This window comes from Sphingobacterium sp. UBA6320 (genome assembly GCF_002440335.1).
Lineage (GTDB): Bacteria > Bacteroidota > Bacteroidia > Sphingobacteriales > Sphingobacteriaceae > Sphingobacterium.
Window position 1 is genome coordinate 51,357 of record NZ_DJTA01000014.1, and the last position, 18,281, is coordinate 69,637.

Sequence of the window (18,281 nt, forward strand, 5' to 3'; positions counted from 1 at the left end):
TAATGGAAGCGAATATTAAAGCGGCTGTTGCTGCAGGGATTAACACCTACGGTAGAGTAGATAACATCGAAACAAAATCAGAATTTCTAACAAAAGTTGAAACCGTTTTTGATACTGATGGAAAATATATCGATAAATTGGCTTTGTTGGACGAAGTATTTGATGACTATCCACTATTCGATGAATTGAGAGAAGTGTATGTCGATCTATTATTGATGAACTTTTTCTCTACAGATATCCAAAAATTGGAAGATGATTATTTAGAATCTGAAGAATGGGAAAAAATCGAAGATGAAACAATTGATCGCGGTACAGAATTGTTGAACATCTTTTTGTATTTACGTGAATGTAAAGATGATGAGATTGAACCAGATTTGGATGACTATTTGAAAGAATTCTTATTGGTTGATGAAGATGAATTCCAAGATGAGCATGAGATCTACGAAGACATCATTGCCAATCAGATTTTAGTAGAGAGCACGTATGCTGAAATTGCAAAAACAGCAAAAACAATCAATCCTTCTAGCGAAGTGTATGAATTGTTTTATGCAGTTTTAAGCTTCTTTAGTGAAATCAATCCAAAAGATGCTCAGTTTCAAGAATACGAAGCTCAGAGTGAAAATAAAGCTTTTGATGCTGCACTATATCAGATCATAACTCAGTTTTATAAAGGATAATGGAAGTTGGCGTAGACAAAAATAGTAAGATTACAAGCATTGTATATGGTGTTGTCTTAGGCGTGATTTCCTTTGTTTTGGGATTATGTTCGATCTACATCGTGAGACCATTGGCAGGATCGTCTCTTTTACAATTTACCAATCCGTTTTTTAACTTCATTTTATTTGTAGGTGTTACGGTTTTATTAACGTTCTGCTTACGTAAGAAAATGGGCGGGATATGGGACTTTAGTAAAGCATTAAAATGTATTTATATCATGCTTGTAATTAACCATTTAGTCGCTTCGGTAAGTACATTTTCTTATTTGGCATATGTCGAACCTACGATTCAAGAAGAGAATTTTCATGTCATGATGAATGCACGGATTGAAAGTATGGAGAAAAGTACAAATTTTGCTAGTGAAGAGGAAAAGCAACAAACGATAGATGCAAGCATCGAACAGATGGAGAAAGATAATGAATCGGTCGCTACAATGACCCTAGGAGCACGCGTGAAAGGTTTTGTAATCACCTTGTTGCCTTATTTTCTGTTTGCCCTATTGTTGGCTGCTTTGACAAAAAATGGTCAAAAAAGTATCGGTAATCCAACAGTTTAAAGGAATAAAATTTAAAAAAATCAATACGTTAAGGTGTTGTCTTATAGACGATACCTTAACTTGTTTATAAAGCAAATATATTGACAATGATCAACGTACATATGGATATTTCAGTTGTTGTTCCTCTTTTTAATGAAGAAGAGTCTTTACCAGAGTTGACCTCGTGGATAGATCGAGTGATGGCTAAACATCAGTTTTCTTATGAAATTATTTTAATCGATGATGGAAGTAAGGACAAATCATGGGCAGTCATCGAAGATTTAAAAAAGGACAATAATAATATTTCTGCCATCAAATTTAGACGTAATTATGGAAAGTCAGCAGCTTTAAATGTTGGTTTCGCAGCCGCACAAGGAGATGTGGTCATTACGATGGATGCCGATTTGCAGGATAGCCCTGATGAAATCCCAGAATTGTACGATCGAATCATGAATAAAGGTGCTGACTTAGTTTCAGGATGGAAGCAGAAACGTTATGATCCCCTAACAAAGACATTACCGACCAAGCTATTCAATGCCGTGACGAGAGGAATGTCTGGAATTGATAATCTACACGATTTCAATTGTGGATTGAAAGCATATCGTAAAGATGTTGTAAAAAATATTGAGGTATATGGTGAAATGCACCGTTACATTCCTGTGATCGCCAAATGGGCAGGTTTCACCAATATCCAAGAACAAGTGGTGCAGCACTATCCACGCAAATACGGTACAACTAAGTTTGGAGCTGGACGTTTTGTGAAAGGTTTCTTGGACCTATTGTCCATCTTCTTTGTTGGGAAATTTGCGAAACGCCCGATGCACTTCTTTGGAGTTATGGGTGTCGTAAGCTTTTTATTAGGTCTCATGATTACCCTCTATCTGATCTGTCATAAATTGATGAGTATAGCTTCAGGAGCGCCATTTCGCGACATTACCGATCAACCCTTGTTTTTCTTGTCATTGACCGCTATTATCATTGGTACTCAATTATTTTTGACCGGTTTTTTAGCTGAACTTGTTTCCCGAAATAGCACAGATCGTAATAATTATCAGATCGAGAAAGTCATTTAATTAACGGGTATGCGTATTGTTATTTTAGGTTCTGCATATCCATTGCGAGGGGGAGGAATTGCTTCATTTAATGAACGATTGGCGCAACATTATCAGCAATTGGGGCATGAAGTAGATATTTATTCATTTTCGCTGCAATATCCTAACTTTCTGTTCCCAGGTAAATCACAGTTTTCAGATGAACCTGCTCCAAAAGGCTTGCGCATTTTTTCAAAGGTGAATTCGATCAATCCTTTTAACTGGATCAAAATAGGTCTTGAGTTGAAGAAAGCAAAATATGACCTCTTGATTGTGCGGTTTTGGATGCCATTCTTTGGACCGTGTTTAGGCACGATTCAGCGTATTGTACGTCAAAATAAGCACACAAAAGTCGTGTGTATCGCTGATAACATCATCCCTCATGAACACCGGATGGGAGATGAGCTACTGGCAAAATATTTTTTAAATGCAGTGGATGGTTGTGTGACCATGAGTAAAAGCGTACTCAAAGATTTAAGAGCGATTAAACCCAAACTACCAGCAGTCTATACCCCGCATCCCTTATACGATAACTACGGACCTTCTATCAGTCTTGAACAAGCACGAGCAGAGTTGAAGATACCTGTAGCCGAAAAGGTTGTCCTTTTCTTTGGTTTTATCCGCCAATATAAAGGATTGGATATGTTGCTAGAAGCTTTAGCAAAAAATGAATTGAAACAAATGAATGTCAAGCTGTTGTTGGCAGGTGAGTTTTATGGTGATGAAGATTATTATCAAAAATTAATTGAAAAACATCAGCTTCAAGATCGCATATATCTCCACACCTCTTTCATAGCCAATGATGCTGTAGGCACATATTTTTGCGCCGCAGATGCTGTTGTATTACCTTATCGATCGGCGACCCAGAGTGGTATAACACAAGTAGCCTATCACTACGATGTTCCCATGATTGTTACCCGTGTGGGGGGGCTACCTGAGTTGGTGCATGATCAGGTGGTTGGAAGTGTTGTCGAACCTAATACGGAAGAAATAGCGAAGGGAATAGTGGCATTTTATCAAGATGATAAATGCGATAGATTTCGTGAAAATATTAAAGTCGAAAAGAAAAAATACAGCTGGGATACCTTTGGAAAGGAAATACTTCGATTAGGAGAGTGATTTTTAATTTTAAAAATTACTATATTTGAATATAAGGGCGCATAAATTGAGGAGAAATTGGTAGCATTTACACAAAGTAGTTTAGATAAGATTGAAGATCTTTTTAAAGATCAGGGATATCGGGTGAGGTATGAGAAAGGAACATTCAAAACAGGAGCGTGTGTCTTACAAAATTCACATGTAGTGGTGGTGAATAAATTTTCGAATTTGGAAATGAAAATTCAATCTTTGATAGCCATCTTAAATGATATTGACATCGATGAGTCACGAGTTAATGAGAAGCATACCGCCATTTATACACAAATTGCTAAACTAAAATCTAAACGTTGAAAATCAAATTTTTAGGAACGGGGACTTCACAGGGTGTACCTGTAATCGCTTGTCAATGTATTGTTTGTCTATCAAATAGTCATTTTGATAAACGCTTGCGTTCTTCTATTTTGATTCATTATCATGACCGAAATATTATCGTTGATACGGGGCCTGATTTTAGGTATCAGATGCTGCGCGAACAAGTTATGCATTTGGATGCCATATTAATGACCCATTCACACAAAGATCATATCGCGGGTCTCGATGATGTTCGTGCTTTTAATTTTAAACAACAATCTTCCATCGATATTTACGGAACACCGGTGCTTCATGAGGCCTTGAGACGCGAATTTTATTACGCATTCTCGGGAGCGCAGTATCCAGGTATTCCAAGATTGGAATTGGTAGAAATAGAAGCGTTAAAGCCATTTTCTTTATTCGATAAGGAGATTTTACCCTTAGAAGTCATGCATTATCAAATGCCAGTTATGGGTTTTCGAATCGATGATTTTGCGTATATAACTGATGCCAAAACGATATCAAGCGCAACAAGAAAAAAATTAACAGGGCTGAAAGTCTTAGTGATCAATGCTCTACAAAAAGAAAGTCATATTTCCCATCTGACTTTAGGGGAGGCGATCGAATTTGCACAGGAGATAGGTGCTCAAAAAACCTATTTAACACATATTGGCCATCGCATGGGCTTACATCAAGATGTATCACAAGAGTTGCCCCAACATATTCACTTAGCCTACGATCAGCTTGAGATTGAGTTATAGGGAAGAATAGAAAAATCCATTACATCCTATTGGCAATGCTTTACATTTTTAAATAGATTTGAGCAATTTCTAAGTCTTCAGGATAAGTAATTTTTATATTTTTATAATCACCCATTACGATTTCAATCGCATGGCCAAGTTTTTCTACTACCGAAGCATCATCCGTGAATGTTGTTTCCTCTTCTTGCTCATAAGCACGTTCTAACAAACAAGCTTCAAATATCTGTGGGGTTTGGACCAACCAAATCTGATTGCGATCAATCGCCTGGGTGTTTGTGCCTTTTGTCATCCGTACAGAATCTGTCGAAGATCTGGCAACAATAACAGCTTTTGATTTTTTTGCCTTTTCAAAAGCCAGATCAATGGTAGACGTTTGGATGAGTGGTCGGGCACCATCGTGTATGGCAATTGCAGATCCATTTAAATCAGGAAGCATTTTTTTAATAAAAGCAATTCCTTTTTTTACCGTTTGAAACCGTGTTTTTCCACCATAGCTAATGGAGTGCGGGATCGTGAAGTGATATTGTTTGCAGAGAGACTTCCAAAAGTCCTCCATTTCAGAGTCGATCGCAATAATAAGGTGAGGTTTTGTTTCACTTGCATAAAATTTTTCGATTGTATGCATAAGCACAGGCTTGTTTTCTAAAAGCAAGTATTGCTTTGGCAGATTAGACTGCATACGGCTTCCTTTACCTGCGGCTACTATTAAAACGAAGTTTTGATCCATCACAATTTGGTGTCAATAAGGGAATATTGGAAATAAAAAACGTGGATAAATAGCCTACTTATCCACGTTAATCTTTTTATGAAGTTGATTAGATAATCAACATGGCATCGCCATAGCTATAGAATCTATATTTTTCTTTTACAGCTTGTTCATATGCGTTCATCACATGCTCATATCCTCCAAATGCAGCAATCATCACTAACAAAGTAGACTCTGGTGTATGGAAGTTGGTAATCATGGAGTTGGCAATACTGAAATCGTATGGTGGATAGATAAACTTACTTGTCCAGTCATTAGCCGGTTTTAGGTGGCGATCCGCAGAAACCGCAGATTCGATAGCACGCATAGAAGTGGTACCAACAGCACAAACCCTTCTTTTTAGATCGATCGCTTTGTTGACCGTTTTTGCAGCTTCTTCCGTAATGATGAACTGCTCAGAATCCATTTTGTGTTTCGTTAAATCTTCAACTTCCACTGTTCTGAACGTTCCTAGACCAACGTGTAAGGTCACCTCTGCAAAATCAACACCCTTTAATTCCAAGCGCTTCATCAACTCGCGGGAGAAGTGAAGACCAGCAGTTGGAGCAGCGACAGCACCTTCGTTTTTAGCATAGATCGTTTGGTAACGGAATTTATCCTCAGGAGTAGCTTTACGTGTGATGTATTTTGGAAGAGGTGTTTCTCCTAAAATCTCAATATTGCGACGGAATTCTTCATCCGTACCATCAAATAAGAAACGGATAGTACGTCCACGAGAAGTGGTGTTATCAACAACTTCAGCGACTAATAGATCATCATCCCCAAAGTAAAGTTTATTACCTACACGGATTTTACGAGCGGGATCAACCAAAACGTCCCATAAACGAAGTTCTTTGTTTAACTCGCGTAACAAAAATACTTCGATAGTAGCACCTGTTTTTTCTTTGTTACCATATAAACGTGCTGGAAAAACTTTTGTATTATTTAAAATCATGACATCTTTGTCATCAAAGTAATCTAATACATCTTTGAAAATTTTATGCTCAATTTTACCAGTGTCGCGGTGTAAAACCATTAAGCGTGATTCGTCACGATTTTCAGTTGGTTCAGACGCCAAAAGAGACTCTGGTAAGTTGAATTTAAATTGAGATAACTTCATCTTTAATATTGATATTTTAAATGATTGCCTGTATATGTATTTAAGTTCCAAATAACAGACTTATCGGAACATAAATAAGCATACAAAGGTAGGTAATTTTTTAGTTAAAAGGGTGTTTCTTTCGGTATTAAATTGATTAATGAATTCATTTTGACATAAAACCAAAACTAAATTGTATTTTAGAACCTGAATATGCTAGTTATAGGTCTCATAAAAGAAAGTGCGAAATTCGCATTGTCAGCATTAAAAGATAATCGTACACGAACGCTATTGTCCTTATTAGGTGTAACGATAGGTATTTTGACGATCATTGGCGTTTTTTCTGCTGTCGATACGCTACGGAATAATATCGAAAATTCGGTAAAAAAGATCGGATCCAATACTTTATATATCGAAAAATGGCCGTGGACAGGGGGACCCGATTTCCCTTGGTGGAAGTATCTGAATAGACCGGAACCGAAATATGAAGATTTTCTTGCACTTAAGGAACGGATTACCACTGCCGATAAAATAGCCTATATCATCAATATCGGTGGCTCTACTATTAAATATAAAAATAATAATGCCTCTGGGGTGATGATTTCTGCAGGTACCCAAGACCAATATAACATACAAAATTTCAATGTTGAAAAAGGAAGATATTTTGTGGAAAGCGAAACTCGTGCAGGGGCGTTGGTAGCGGTATTAGGAGCTACTATTGCCGAAGGACTGTTCCCTAACAGCGATCCGCTAGGCAAATATGTCAATATGTTGGGGCGAAAAGTCCAAGTGGTCGGTGTTTTGAAAAAAGAAGGAGAGGGCGTTTTGATCAATACTTCGCCCGATAATAGTGCCTTTATTCCTTTTGAGCTCGCCCGAAATTTAGTCAATTATGATAATTTTTCTCCGAGCATTGCGATTCGGGTTCTGCCAAAATATTCCTTAGCAGAGGCAGAAAGTGAAATAAAAGTACTGATGCGTTCTATACATCGTATAGCACCACAGCGCGAAGATGATTTTTCTATCAATCAAACCACTATGATTACTTCACAATTGGATAAATTGTTTGGTATTGTTAATTTGGCTGGGTTTTGTATCGGTATCTTTTCCGTTTTAGTTGGCGGATTTGGTATCGCAAATATTATGTTTGTGAGTGTCAAAGAGCGTACCCATATTATTGGCATCCAAAAGGCTTTAGGAGCTAAAAACTTTTTTATACTATCTCAATTTTTGATCGAATCCATTATACTGTGTTTATTAGGAGGGGCTATTGGTCTCTCGATTGTATTTTTAATAACCTTGTTAGTAAAATTAGCAATCGGAATGACGATTGTCGTGAGTTTAAAGATGGTATTGTTAACCGTATTAATCTCCACATTAATAGGCTTGATATCAGGTATTGTACCAGCTTTGATGGCGTCAAGGCTAGATCCTGTAGAAGCAATACGTAGCAAATAAGCTATAAAATGAAAATAGTTTACTCTTTAATGTTTTAAGTAGTGAGTTTTTGTGTTATTTATTGTAATTTAAGTTCAGCTTAAACTGATTAAATTATTTAAAGAATAAATGCTATGGGAGACTCCATTAAAAAAGAGGAATTTGCAAGTGAATTATTAGGTGACGAGACATCCGATGGTACTGTTCACCATGTTAATAACCCTGTACTAGACCTACCGACTATAGAGAAAAAGTATCTGGCTCGAGTCAGATCCTACAGCAAAGATCGGAATACATTTTACTTTACTGATGGGGTCGCAAAAGTCGAAATACGTATTGTTTCAGATGAAATTATTCGTGTTCGTTTAGCACCACAAGGTTCTTTTTTGGATGACTTTTCCTATGCCGTTATCGATACCGATCAACATGCGGTATCCTTTTCTGTAGATGAGGATGAAACCAGTTTTTATGTAAAAACAAATAAAGTGATTTGTGCGATTCGCAAAGCAGACTTTTTGGTTTCATTTCAAGACTTATCCGGTAAAGTCTTTAGTGCCGATGACAAACCCATGCATTGGGAAGAAAATCCTGATTTTGGAGGCTACTATGTCTACTGTAGTAAAAAAGCACATGAAGATGAAGCATTCTTTGGTTTAGGAGATAAAGCCACGAATCTTAATCTGCGCGGGAAACGTTTTAAAAATTGGAATTCTGATACCTATGGGTATGCTTTTAATCAAGATCCTCTTTACAAAACAATTCCTTTTTATATTGGTGTGACGGGGGGTGAAGCATATGGTATTTTCTTTGATAATACGTTTAGGACATTCTTTGATTTTGCTTCTGAAAATAAACAACGTACGAGTTTTTGGTCTGAGGGGGGAGAGATGCAATATTATTATATCCATGGACCCAATATGATGGATGTAGTAAAACGTTATCACAGCATTACGGGTACCCATTTTATGCCTCCGCTCTGGGGTATCGGTTATCATCAATGTCGTTGGAGTTATTACCCGGAGCAAAATGTAAGAGAAGTTACAGCTGAATTTAGAAAAAGAGAAATTCCTTGTGATGCCATTTATTTGGATATTGACTATATGGATGGATACCGCTGTTTTACTTGGAATAAACAATATTTTCCAGACCCTAAAAAAATGATTTCAGACTTGGCTGCCAATGGTTTTAAAACTGTAGTCATGATCGATCCCGGAATTAAGGTCGACGAAAATTACTGGGTATTTAAGGAAGGTCAGGAAAATCGGTACTTCTGTCGTCGTGGAGATGATTATTTTATGGAAGGTTTTGTATGGCCAGGAAGATGCCAGTTTCCTGATTTTACAAACCCAAGTGTAAGGGAATGGTGGGGCACTTTGTACAAAGGCTTGGTGGATGATGGTGTGGCTGGATTTTGGAATGACATGAATGAACCAGCCGTATTTGGAAGAGGTACTTTCCCGGATGATGTCCGCCACAATTACGATGGATACCGAGGATCTCACCGTAAAGCCCATAATGTATATGGTATGCAAATGGTTCGATCCACTTATGATGGCTTGAAAAAACTATATAAAAATAAACGCCCGTTTACGATCACTAGAGCAGCATATGCTGGCACCCAACGTTATTCATCCGTATGGACAGGAGATAATATTGCGACATGGGAGCATTTGCGTATAGGACTTCTTCAGTTACAAAGACTGTCTGTGTCAGGGTTATCTTTCTGCGGAACAGATATTGGAGGATTTACGGGTGAACCGGATGGTGAACTATTTACGCGTTGGATGCAATTTGGCGTCTTTTCTCCATTTATGCGTGTGCATTCTGCAGGTGATACGCGTGATCGCGAACCTTGGAGTTTTGGACCAGAGTGGGAAGCAATATGCAAGAAATTTATTGAAATGAGGTATAAGTTATTGCCTTATATCTATACGGTATTTTGGCAGCAACATCGTTACGGCGAACCGATATTAAGACCGATCTCTTTGGTTGAACAACATATTCCGAAAAATTTAATTCGGGAAGAAGAATTTTGTTTCGGTGATAAAATTTTAGTTTCACCAGTATTAAATCCGGGTCAAAAAAATAAAGTGGTTTACCTACCGGAAGGAGACTGGTATTATTATTTCAATTTACAACCATACGCAGGTTCGCAGGAGCATACGATCGATACACCTTTGGATGAGATGCCTATTTTTGTTAAAGGTGGAAGTGTCATCCCAGAATATCCCGTTATGCAATATACCTTTGAGCACAAAATAGATGCACTGAAACTCAATGTATATTACAGCAAGGGCAAGTTTGACTCGTACATCTATGCAGACCATGGTGATACTTTTGCTTATGAACAGAGTGTCTATGCTGAAAAACACTTCCTGGTAGAAGGAACTGACAATAGTCTGGTGATATTGCAACAAGTAGAAGGGCTGTACAATGAAAGGTTCGATGATTATAAAATCTATTTAGTAGGAATTCCCTTTGAAATAAAAACAATCAAAGCAGATGGTGTCGAAGTTAGCCTGTCAAAAGATGAATTGGGCAACGAATACGTTTTGATAGAAAAAGATTTTAGAAATTTAATTATAGCATAATTTACGATTATTAAACCTCATCGAATCATGGGTCACCCAGTAGAAGTTTTTTCGTTGCTTACAGCATTTGATGTATCCTTATTTAGGGCTGGAAGACATTATAAATTGTATGAGAAATTTGGTTCTCATGTTGTTGAACACGGTGGCAATTCTGGTGTTTACTTTGCCGTTTGGGCTCCCAATGCCAGTGCGGTTTCGGTAACAGGAAATTTTAATGGTTGGAATCCACAAACCCATGGATTGCATGTACGTTGGGATGGCAGTGGTATTTGGGAAGGTTTTATTCCTCATATCGGTACTGGAGAGGTCTATAAGTACCATATTCAGTCGACCAACGGCGAACGATTGGAAAAAGCAGATCCTTTTGCTCTGATCTGCGAATTACCCCCAAAGACTGCATCCATTGTCGGTACAACTTGGTATGAATGGGAAGATTCCAGTTGGATTTCGCAGCGCGCTGAATTCAATAGTTTGGACAAGCCGATGTCTGTTTATGAAATGCACTTAGGATCGTGGCAGCGCGACCCAGCGGATCCTGAACGGTTGCTGTCCTACCGTGAAATTGCAGACCGGTTGGTCCCCTATATCCTAGAGACAGGATTTACGCATGTCGAGTTTTTGCCCGTTATGGAACATCCTTTTTATCCTTCTTGGGGATATCAGATAACCGGATATTTTGCTGCATCATCTCGCTATGGAGGGCCTCAAGATCTGATGTATTTGATTGAATCACTACACCGAAATCATATCGGTGTGATTCTGGACTGGGTTCCTTCGCATTATCCTGGTGATGCACATGGATTACATCGTTTTGATGGCAGCTGTCTTTACGAACATGAAGATCTAAGAAAAGGATTTCACCCAGACTGGAAATCGTATATCTTTAATTACGGAAGAAATGAAGTACGATCTTTTTTGATCAGTAATGCGCTCTTTTGGTTAGATCGCTATCATGTCGATGGACTGCGGGTAGATGCAGTTGCCTCCATGCTTTATTTGGATTATTCCCGAAATGAAGGAGAATGGGAAACGAACGAATTTGGGGGAAGAGAAAATCTTGAAGCAGTTCACTTTCTCAAAGAACTCAATGAAGCTGTATATCATCATTATCCTGATGTACAGACGATAGCAGAGGAATCGACGTCATGGCCAGGAGTGAGTAAACCAACATTTGCAGGTGGCTTAGGCTTTGGAATGAAATGGATGATGGGATGGATGCATGATACCCTAGATTACTTCAAAGAAGATCCGATAAATCGGAGTTATCATCATCATAAATTAACTTTTGCGACGGTGTATGCCTATCATGAAAATTTTATGCTGCCTTTGTCACATGATGAAGTTGTACATGGAAAACAGTCTCTGTTAGACAAAATGCCAGGTGACGAATGGCAGAAATTTGCCAATTTGCGAGCTCTATATGTATATATGTTCACATTAACAGGTACAAAACTGTTATTTATGGGCGACGAATTTGCACAGACGGCAGAGTGGAATGAAAATAAATCCTTGGATTGGCATTTGTTGGAATATACACCCCATAGCGGTATGCTTAAATTTATCAGCCGATTAAATCATACCTACAAAAACCAGCCTGCGCTATATCAAAGAGCGTTTGTAGAAGAAGGGTTTCAATGGGTTGAACAGGGCGATGATAAAAATAGTGTGTATGCTTATCTCCGAAAAGGATATGAAGAAAAGGATGATTTATTGATCGTCTTAAATTTAACTCCTGTGGTGAGACAAGACTTTCGTGTGGGGGTTCCGAAGAATGGAATCTGGGAAGAAATTTTGAATTCGGATCAACGGGATTTTTATGGAAGTGGTGTAGGTGATCCAGTATATAATTCTAGTACAGTACACTGGATGGGTTTTGATCATTCCATAGTGATGACATTGCCTCCCTTGGGTGGCCTCATATTAAAACGAAAAGCATAATGAAAGTAATACATCTAAGTGTCGAATGTTTTCCTGTAGCCAAGGTTGGGGGATTGGCAGATGTAGTAGGCGCTTTGCCAAAATATCAACGTAAGCTGGGAATTGATGCATCTGTGGTGATGCCTTGGTACGATCGAAAATTTACGCAAGAAAATAAATTTGATCAGATTGCTATGGGTTCTTTCTATCAGGGATCGGAACAGTTGCATTATGAAATATGGAAAGAAGCAAGTGATCAACTTGGATTTCCCTTGTATCTCATCCGAATACCTGGTAAGTTAGATCGGGAAGAGGTGTATTGTTATCCAGATGAGGCGGAGCAGTGGCTGTCTTTTCAACATGCATTTTTACATTGGTTAAAAGCAGATCAGATCATGCCCGATTTGATCAATTGTCATGACCATCATGTTGGATTGGTTCCTTTCTTACTAAAATATAGTCATGACTTTCAACAATTTTCATCTGTAAAAACACTTTTTACAGTTCATAATGGACAGTACCAAGGTTGGATGAATTGGAATAAGGGAATTTTGATGCCAAGTTTTGATACGTGGCGATGGGGACTGCTGGATTGGGATGGTCTGATCAATCCAATGGCGGCGGCAGTTAAATGCTGCGACGCATTTTCTACGGTATCAGAAGGCTATTTGAAAGAATTGTTTGTTGATGCAAATGGATTGCAAGATTTATTTAAGGCTGAATCTCAAAAAGGTTATGGCATCGTGAACGGTATCGATACTGAATATTGGAATCCAATGTTGGATACGCTAATTCATACTCATTACGATTCTACTTCAGTCAAAAAAGGTAAGTATGAAAATAAAAAAGCCTTATGCGAGCAATACAAACTAGACTTTTCACTGCCTTTAATGTCGTTTATTGGTCGATTTGCTATTGAAAAAGGAGCAGATTTATTAGCAGAAATAATTGCTCAACTTTTAGGAAAAGTTAAGGCTAAAATGAGTATATTTATTTTAGGCTCTGGAGATCAAGATATACAGGCTGCATTGCAACAGGTCATGGGAAAATACCCGCAACAGTTAGCCGTTTATTTTGGTTATAACGAATCACTAGCACATCAGGTATATGCCGCAACAGACTTGTTGTTGATGCCTTCACGTGTGGAGCCTTGTGGATTAAACCAATTATATGCGCTTCAATACGGGACAATTCCTGTCGTTAGAGGGATCGGCGGTCTCCGAGATACCGTAATTGATATACAAGAGCCTAATGGTTATGGAATTGTATTTCCTGAAGCACGTGTTACCGATGCAACCGAAGGTGTGATCAGGGCTTTAAAAATTGTTGCGCAAGCCGATTTATTATCAGAAGTGAGAGATAAGGAAATGAATTTGGATTTTTCATGGCATAAGTCGGCTCAAAAATACTTGGATTTGTACACTAAATTATTGAATTAATATGTCACACAAAGTAGTCTCTATTGTTTTGGGGGGAGGGCGAGGTACTCGTTTGTACCCTTTGACGGAACAGCGCTCAAAACCAGCTGTACCAATTGCAGGTAAATACCGTTTGGTGGATATTCCGATTTCGAATTGTTTAAATTCTGGATATAATAAAATCTTTGTGCTGACACAGTATAACTCGGCATCTTTAAATAAGCACATTAAAAATGCATATAATTTCAGTATTTTTAGTAAAGGATTTGTAGACATCTTGGCGGCAGATCAGAATAATGAAGGTGATCGTTGGTTTGAAGGAACAGCTGATGCAGTGAGAAGAACCCAAAAGAATTTGTTGAATGTCGATTATGACTATGTGCTGATATTATCAGGAGATCAATTGTATCAAATGGATTACGCCGCGCTAGTCGACTTTCATGTGAAAAACAAGGGCGATGTCACGATTGCTACAATACCCGTAAGCGCTAAGGATGCAACGGGATTTGGCATACTCAAATCTGATGAAAATAATATCATTACTTCCTTTACCGAAAAACCCAATAAAGAAGAATTGGTAAACTGGAGCTCTGAAGTTTCCGAGGAGATGGACAAGCGTGGACGTCATTATTTAGCTTCTATGGGCATCTATGTTTTTTCAAAAGGGATCTTGGCCTCTTTGTTAAAAGAAAATCCAGGAATGGATTTTGGAAAAGAAATCATTCCGGAAAGTATCGATTCTAAAAATGTACTGAGTTACCAATTTGATGGATATTGGACAGATATTGGTACTATAAGTTCTTTCTTTGAAGCAAATATTGGTTTAACAGATGATGTTCCCGATTTCAATCTTTTTAATGAAACAGTGTATACGAGAGCGCGCATGCTGCCTCCCTCCAAAATATCGGGAACCACATTAAATAATACAATCGTAGCAGATGGATGTATTCTCAACGGGGATAAAATTCAACGCTCGCTGATCGGTATTCGTTCCCGTATAGGCCATGGCACAGTCATTAAAAATACGTACATGATGGGTAGTGACTATTATGAGCAATTGGAAGATGTATTAGAACTAGGGAGCACCCAAGCACCTCCACCTGTAGGCGTTGGTGAACGTTGCTATATCGAAAATGCAATCTTAGATAAAAATTGCCGTATTGGCAATAATGTCAGGATAAAGGGAGGAAAGCATCTGAAAGATGGTGATTTCGAGACCTATGCCGTTTGTGATGGTATAGTAGTGGTCAAAAAAGAAGCCGTTATCGTAAATGGTGTAACGATTGGATGTTAAGTTAAATTTCTAATTAAGGTAATTAACCCTGATTAATTACCTTAATTCTATCAAGTGCTGATCATGATTTCGGACTGGAAAAATACCACCTATAATTTGGTTCTAATATTGCTGTTTACATATAGTTGTATGTTGATGGGCGAGATCACATGGCGATATCGAAATTTTGAATTAGATGCTTCATTTTTACAAATTAAGCAAACCGAGGTTACACAGATTAGTTGGTATAAATATGCCTTTTATATCCATGTCATCTCTGCTGTGCTAGCATTGCCAGCTGGATTTACACAATTCAATAAAACTATATTAAGAAATTACCCCCGCGTACACCATGTACTGGGTTATCTGTATGTTGCTATCATTTTAGGTTGTGCAGCACCTTCAGGTTTTCTAATTGGCATGAAAGCAAATGGTGGACTTATAGCGCAAATTGCGTTTACCGTATTAGCCTGTTTATGGTTTTATTATACGCTCCAGGCTGTCCTAAGAGCAAAGATTGGAGATTTCAAAGCGCATAAAAATTTTATGATCAGAAGTTTTGCATTGACATGTTCGGCATTAACTTTGCGCTATTGGAAGGTCATATTAGTATATTTTTTTCACCCTAATCCCATGGATTTATATCAGCTAATTGCCTGGTTAGGTTGGATTCCAAATCTACTACTAGCAGAATGGATTATTAACCAAAATAAATAAGATGAAAAGACTTTTTTTTGCAGTGCTTGGATTTGCCGCACTCGCTTCTTGTCATAACAAAACGAATAAGAAATCTTCAATCCCAACTGATTCAGTTGCAGCTGTTGTTGAAAATGAGATTCACAAAGAATTGTATGGGAATTGGGTAGGTGACTTTACTGTCGATGAAAAGGTCTCCGAAGAAATTCTTCAAAATAAGGGAGAATTTCCAGCTGGATTTGATTACAGTCCTAAAATTAATTTGACAATCAAACGCATTACTGCCGATACGGTAATTGGTCAGAATGTCGTGAAAGGCAATTTAAGGCCATTGGTCGGAAAAATCGAAGAAAACGGAAATGTGATATCATTTATCTTGGATGAGCCAGGTGATAAAAAATCTGATGGACGATTTGAATTTAAATGGAAAAACGATACGCTGGTCGGATCCTGGACCGCTTTTGATCAAGGAGTACATGTTAGAAAGCGTAATTTTAAACTGACGAAAAAGCAGTTTGTATATAATGCCAACCTCATGTTGCCCAATGATGAGCATAGTGAACCATTAATAGATTGGTATGCCTCAAAAAAGGAAACTCAGACAGTTGAAGATGGTGACACAACGTATACCTACATCAATGATCTGTATCGGGCAGCATCTCCAGCAGTATTTAAATTGAATGGTTCAAAAATGAAGTTGACAGAAGGAGATTTGAAAAATCTCAAGAAGTTGGATTTAGAGATTATTCGAAATACAATTTTTGCGAGACACGGCTATGCTTTTACCAAAATTAATGTGCGTCAATTCTTTGATCCTGTAGATTGGTATGTGCCAGTTTCTAACGATGTAACCAAAGAGCTGTCAAAATTGGAACGGGATAACATCGCTATATTGACACGTTTTGAAAAATATGCTACAGATAATTACGATCAATTTGGACGTTAACTATGTTAATATTTCTGGATAATGGTGTATATCGTATAAAAATTATCTAAGTTTGATATCTAAATTTTAAGCATTGAGCACTATCCTAATCATCGACGACGAAGATAAGATTCGTACATTACTCGCTAGAATAATTACACTTGAAGGCTACGAGGTATTTCAGGCATCAGATCTCAAAAAAGGACTGAAACGATTGGAAGAGCAAGATATTGATGTTGTTATTTGCGACGTCAAATTACCCGATGGGAGTGGCGTAGACAGCACAAAAGTAATCAAGCAGAAATACCCTTGTCTTGAAATTATTTTGTTGACAGCATATGGCAATATACCCGATGGTGTGCAAGCTATGAAAAATGGTGCTTTTGATTATATAACGAAAGGAGATGATAATAGTAAGATCATCCCCTTGGTATACAATGCTAGTGAAAAGGTTGCATTGGCAAAACGGGTGCAACAGCTCGAAAGACAGCTTGGTGATCGTTTTTCTTTTGATCAGATTATAGGTAAATCTAAAGCGATCTTGAATGCTATAGATTTGGCTAAAAGGGTTGCTGTAACAGATACAACCGTGTTACTGACCGGCGATACGGGTACTGGAAAAGAAGTTTTTGCGCAAGCAGTACATCAGGCCAGTAGCCGCAGTAAATTTAATTTTGTTGCCATCAACTGTGCGGCATTTAGTAAAGAATTATTAGAAGGTGAACTCTTTGGACATAAGGCTGGTTCTTTTACTGGCGCGATGAAAGATCAAAAAGGACTTTTTGAAGAAGCGAATAAAGGAACTATTTTTTTAGATGAGATTGGAGAGATGCCAATCGAACTTCAAGCTAAGATATTAAGGGTTTTGGAAACTGGTGAATTTCTGAAGATCGGTGAAACAAAAGTAACAAAGGTCGATGTACGTATTATTGCGGCTACGAATCGAAATTTAGAACAAGAGATCGCCAATGAACACTTCCGAAGTGATCTTTTTTATCGTCTTTCGGTATTTAGTATCTATTTGCCAGCATTGCGAGAACGTAAACAGGATATTAGATTATTGGCTCATCATTTTACTCAGATATACTCTTTGCGCGCAAAAAGAAAGGAAATACAGCTTTCCTCTGAATACATTACCGCATTGGAAAATCATGATTGGAAAGGAAATATTCGAGAACTTAAGAATTGTATTGAGCGGAGTGTAATCTTATCTGATACCGATGTTCTTGGTGTAGAAACACTTCCGTTTGCTAATTTAACTGTTGCTACTGGAGCAAAAATGTTATCTGCTTTCTCCATGGCTAGTGTAGAAAAATTACATATTCAAAAAGTACTGCAACATACGCAGGGCAATAAAGCTGAAGCGGCTCGTCTGTTGGAAATTGGTATTGCAACACTTTATCGTAAGATCGAAGAGTATAAATTAACCTGATGAATATGACTTTTTTATCTATTGACTCGGACTCGCCGATGGATCATCAGACGATCAACTAGAAGTCAAGTTTACGCTTATCCATCCCTTGAGGATATGGATAATCTCTTATTAAATCTCGAAAAAACATTGTTTAAGTTGTTTAGGCCTACTTTTTAAGTATTGTTAGCTTGCCAATAAGTGTAGCTCGTATAA

General features: G+C 37.9%; 16 protein-coding genes. 14 read left to right on the forward strand and 2 right to left on the reverse strand.

What is annotated here, in order from left to right; all coding sequences use genetic code 11:
• The first annotated feature begins 2 nt into the window (after positions 1-2).
• The 6 genes from B3P23_RS08490 (at position 3) to B3P23_RS08515 (ending at position 4,553) form a co-directional block, all read left to right on the forward strand.
• Positions 3-677: a hypothetical protein gene (locus B3P23_RS08490; RefSeq protein ID WP_045752940.1), complete on the forward strand. Its 675-nt coding sequence runs from the start codon at positions 3-5 to the stop codon at positions 675-677.
• A complete protein-coding gene (locus B3P23_RS08495) occupies positions 677-1,273 on the forward strand; it encodes a DUF4199 domain-containing protein (protein ID WP_045752939.1) in 597 nt (198 codons plus the stop codon). Before B3P23_RS08490 ends, B3P23_RS08495 begins: the two co-directional genes overlap by 1 nt.
• 101 nt (positions 1,274-1,374) lie before the next feature.
• The gene (locus tag B3P23_RS08500; RefSeq protein ID WP_045755310.1) at positions 1,375-2,325 is read left to right on the forward strand and encodes a glycosyltransferase family 2 protein; all 951 of its coding nucleotides are present in this window, start codon (positions 1,375-1,377) and stop codon (positions 2,323-2,325) included.
• Positions 2,326-2,334: 9 nt separating this feature from the next.
• On the forward strand, positions 2,335-3,462 hold the full coding sequence (locus B3P23_RS08505) for a glycosyltransferase (protein ID WP_248754311.1): 1,128 nt from the start codon (positions 2,335-2,337) through the stop codon (positions 3,460-3,462).
• A 57-nt stretch (positions 3,463-3,519) separates the two neighbouring features.
• Entirely contained in the window at positions 3,520-3,792 is a 273-nt protein-coding gene (locus tag B3P23_RS08510) for a hypothetical protein (RefSeq protein WP_045752937.1), read from the forward strand.
• Positions 3,789-4,553: an MBL fold metallo-hydrolase gene (locus B3P23_RS08515; RefSeq protein WP_293925369.1), complete on the forward strand. Its 765-nt coding sequence runs from the start codon at positions 3,789-3,791 to the stop codon at positions 4,551-4,553. The genes B3P23_RS08510 and B3P23_RS08515 overlap by 4 nt, the downstream gene beginning before the upstream one ends.
• A 40-nt stretch (positions 4,554-4,593) precedes the next feature.
• On the opposite strand, the gene B3P23_RS08520 is transcribed toward B3P23_RS08515, so the two are convergent.
• Positions 4,594-5,280: a 2-C-methyl-D-erythritol 4-phosphate cytidylyltransferase gene (locus B3P23_RS08520; protein WP_293925370.1), complete on the reverse strand. Its 687-nt coding sequence runs from the start codon at positions 5,278-5,280 to the stop codon at positions 4,594-4,596.
• A gap of 88 nt (positions 5,281-5,368) precedes the next feature.
• Complete coding sequence (gene queA, locus B3P23_RS08525) at positions 5,369-6,418, reverse strand: tRNA preQ1(34) S-adenosylmethionine ribosyltransferase-isomerase QueA (RefSeq protein WP_045752934.1); 1,050 nt, start codon at positions 6,416-6,418, stop codon at positions 5,369-5,371.
• Between the two features lie 192 nt (positions 6,419-6,610).
• Between queA and B3P23_RS08530 the strand changes: the two genes are divergently transcribed.
• The 8 genes from B3P23_RS08530 to B3P23_RS08565 all read left to right on the forward strand — a co-directional run bounded on the left by B3P23_RS08530 (position 6,611) and on the right by B3P23_RS08565 (position 18,086).
• Entirely contained in the window at positions 6,611-7,855 is a 1,245-nt protein-coding gene (locus B3P23_RS08530) for an ABC transporter permease (protein WP_045752933.1), read from the forward strand.
• Positions 7,856-7,968: 113 nt separating this feature from the next.
• Positions 7,969-10,425: a glycoside hydrolase family 31 protein gene (locus tag B3P23_RS08535; RefSeq protein ID WP_094773535.1), complete on the forward strand. Its 2,457-nt coding sequence runs from the start codon at positions 7,969-7,971 to the stop codon at positions 10,423-10,425.
• Between the two features lie 27 nt (positions 10,426-10,452).
• Positions 10,453-12,363 (forward strand): 1,4-alpha-glucan branching protein GlgB, encoded by a 1,911-nt coding sequence (gene glgB, locus B3P23_RS08540; RefSeq protein ID WP_293925371.1) that lies wholly within the window; start codon positions 10,453-10,455, stop codon positions 12,361-12,363.
• Entirely contained in the window at positions 12,363-13,781 is a 1,419-nt protein-coding gene (locus tag B3P23_RS08545; protein ID WP_349681559.1) for a glycogen/starch synthase, read from the forward strand. Before glgB ends, B3P23_RS08545 begins: the two co-directional genes overlap by 1 nt.
• A gap of 1 nt (position 13,782) precedes the next feature.
• Positions 13,783-15,054, forward strand: coding sequence for a glucose-1-phosphate adenylyltransferase (locus B3P23_RS08550; RefSeq protein ID WP_045752930.1), 1,272 nt, complete (start codon positions 13,783-13,785; stop codon positions 15,052-15,054).
• Positions 15,055-15,117: 63 nt separating this feature from the next.
• Complete coding sequence (locus tag B3P23_RS08555) at positions 15,118-15,750, forward strand: DUF2306 domain-containing protein (RefSeq protein ID WP_045752929.1); 633 nt, start codon at positions 15,118-15,120, stop codon at positions 15,748-15,750.
• Position 15,751: 1 nt separating this feature from the next.
• Positions 15,752-16,675 carry a YARHG domain-containing protein gene (locus B3P23_RS08560; RefSeq protein WP_045752928.1) on the forward strand — a complete coding sequence of 308 codons (924 nt, stop codon included), beginning with the start codon at positions 15,752-15,754 and terminating at the stop codon, positions 16,673-16,675.
• A 73-nt stretch (positions 16,676-16,748) separates the two neighbouring features.
• Positions 16,749-18,086 (forward strand): sigma-54-dependent transcriptional regulator, encoded by a 1,338-nt coding sequence (locus B3P23_RS08565; RefSeq protein ID WP_293925372.1) that lies wholly within the window; start codon positions 16,749-16,751, stop codon positions 18,084-18,086.
• The last annotated feature ends 195 nt before the right edge of the window (positions 18,087-18,281 follow it).

Bases quoted from the DNA above. Each gene is read 5' to 3' on its own strand.
- B3P23_RS08490 (WP_045752940.1), top strand. From the start codon at position 3: ATGGAAGCGAATATTAAAGCGGCTGTTGCTGCAGGGATTAACACCTAC.
- B3P23_RS08495 (WP_045752939.1), top strand. From the start codon at position 677: ATGGAAGTTGGCGTAGACAAAAATAGTAAGATTACAAGCATTGTATAT.
- B3P23_RS08500 (WP_045755310.1), top strand. From the start codon at position 1,375: ATGGATATTTCAGTTGTTGTTCCTCTTTTTAATGAAGAAGAGTCTTTA.
- B3P23_RS08505 (WP_248754311.1), top strand. From the start codon at position 2,335: ATGCGTATTGTTATTTTAGGTTCTGCATATCCATTGCGAGGGGGAGGA.
- B3P23_RS08520 (WP_293925370.1), bottom strand. From the start codon at position 5,280: ATGGATCAAAACTTCGTTTTAATAGTAGCCGCAGGTAAAGGAAGCCGT.
- queA (WP_045752934.1), bottom strand. From the start codon at position 6,418: ATGAAGTTATCTCAATTTAAATTCAACTTACCAGAGTCTCTTTTGGCG.
- B3P23_RS08530 (WP_045752933.1), top strand. From the start codon at position 6,611: ATGCTAGTTATAGGTCTCATAAAAGAAAGTGCGAAATTCGCATTGTCA.
- B3P23_RS08535 (WP_094773535.1), top strand. From the start codon at position 7,969: ATGGGAGACTCCATTAAAAAAGAGGAATTTGCAAGTGAATTATTAGGT.
- glgB (WP_293925371.1), top strand. From the start codon at position 10,453: ATGGGTCACCCAGTAGAAGTTTTTTCGTTGCTTACAGCATTTGATGTA.
- B3P23_RS08545 (WP_349681559.1), top strand. From the start codon at position 12,363: ATGAAAGTAATACATCTAAGTGTCGAATGTTTTCCTGTAGCCAAGGTT.
- B3P23_RS08550 (WP_045752930.1), top strand. From the start codon at position 13,783: ATGTCACACAAAGTAGTCTCTATTGTTTTGGGGGGAGGGCGAGGTACT.
- B3P23_RS08555 (WP_045752929.1), top strand. From the start codon at position 15,118: ATGATTTCGGACTGGAAAAATACCACCTATAATTTGGTTCTAATATTG.
- B3P23_RS08560 (WP_045752928.1), top strand. From the start codon at position 15,752: ATGAAAAGACTTTTTTTTGCAGTGCTTGGATTTGCCGCACTCGCTTCT.